Source organism: Collinsella sp. AF16-8 (genome assembly GCF_003462695.1).
Classification (GTDB): domain Bacteria; phylum Actinomycetota; class Coriobacteriia; order Coriobacteriales; family Coriobacteriaceae; genus Collinsella.
In genome coordinates this window covers 1-1,507 of record NZ_QRXX01000028.1, presented here as the reverse complement: position 1 = coordinate 1,507, position 1,507 = coordinate 1, and the positions used below count along the sequence as shown (strand labels likewise).

Below are 1,507 nucleotides of genomic sequence, written 5' to 3'. Positions count from 1 at the left end.
GGTGGCGCGCGCAGACGTGGTGTAAGAGCGTCCCGAGGTCCGTCGCTGCAAGTCCCGATGTTACTCCTTCTTGAGACCGCGCCTCTCGACTATCTCGTCCACTATCTCCCTGGCGCGCCGCCCGAGCGCGCGGCGCCTCCCCTCTGTCGGGGCCGGCCTGTCCGCGGGCTCGGCGAAGCCCTCGGCGGCCGAGGCCTCGGAGAACACGCGCTGCTGGGACCACTGTCCCTCGGTCTCCATGAGGCTCGCGCACGTCAGGCGCAGCATCGACTCCCTCGAGGGGAAGGACTGCACGACCCTGTAGCGGCGCTTGATCTCGCGGTTGGCGCGCTCCTGGACGTTGTTGGTGCGGAGCTTGGCCCAGTGCGCCCTGGGGAAGGCCGTGAACGCCAGCGCGGAGTCCTCGGCCTGCTCGAAGACCTCGCCGGCCCTGGCGGACACCGACGCCACCCAGGGCGCCGCCTCGGCCCACACGCAGCGCGCGAGGTCGGGGTCGTCCTGGTAGACCGCGGCGTGCACGAGGTCCCTGACGGCCGCCTTGGAGTCCTCGGGCCTGCCCGAGCAGGCGCTCTGGAGGTTGCGCTGCAGGTGCGTCACGCAGCGCTGCCAGGCGCAGCCCTGGAACAGGCGCGAGACGGCGGCCACGAGCCCGGCGTGGCTGTCGGAGACCACGAGGCGAACGCCGGCCAGCCCGCGCTCGCGCAGCCCGCCGAGGAATGCCGCCCAGGAGTCCTCGCTCTCGGTGTCGACCACGTCGCAGCCCAGGAAGTGCTTGCGCCCGTCGGCGCCCAGCCCGATCGCGGTCACGACGCCCTGCGAGACGACCGACGAGCCGACCCTGCAGCTCATGTAGGTAGCGTCGAGCCACAGGTAGCAGCACGGCGTGCCCGACAGGTCGCGGCGGCGGAACTCCGCCACCTCGGCGTCGAGGTCGGAGCAGAGGCTCGAGACCTCCGAGCTCGACAGCGAGGATATGCCCAGCTTGGACGCCACGCGCTCGACCTTGCGGGTGGACACGCCGCATACGTACATCTCCTGCACGATGGCGGCCACCGAGGTGTCGACGCGCGACCATCGCGCGAGCATGCCCTCGGGGTAGTAGGTGCCGTGCCTGAGCTTGGGTATCTCGAGCTCCACGTCGCCCACGGCGGTCTTGAGCGACCTGGGGCGGTAGCCGTTGCGGCTGTTCTCCCTGCCGTCGCTGCGCTCGTTGCGGCTCGCGCCGCACATCTGCTGGGCCTCGGAGTCCATCAGCGCGTTCATCACGCTGCCCAGCACCCTGCACGCGAACTCGCGCGCGTCGCCGCACTCCTGCCAAAGCCTCGCCGCCTCGAGGGCCTCGTCGCGGCCGAGGCGCAGTACACTCTCTTCTTGGGGCATCGCCTTTCCTTCCATTCGTCACCTTCATTACTCCAACGACGAATTCTAGGCGGTGTCCCCTCCCTTTCAAGAAAGGGCGGAGGCGGGGCATGCCCCGCCTCTTACACCACATCTCTGCGCGCTACCA

General features: G+C 69.9%; 1 protein-coding gene. It reads right to left on the bottom strand.

What is annotated here, in order from left to right:
* Positions 1-60: 60 nt before the first annotated feature.
* The gene (locus DWW73_RS10010; RefSeq protein ID WP_233502389.1) at positions 61-1,380 is read right to left on the bottom strand and encodes an IS256 family transposase; all 1,320 of its coding nucleotides are present in this window, start codon (positions 1,378-1,380) and stop codon (positions 61-63) included.
* Positions 1,381-1,507 lie beyond the last annotated feature (127 nt).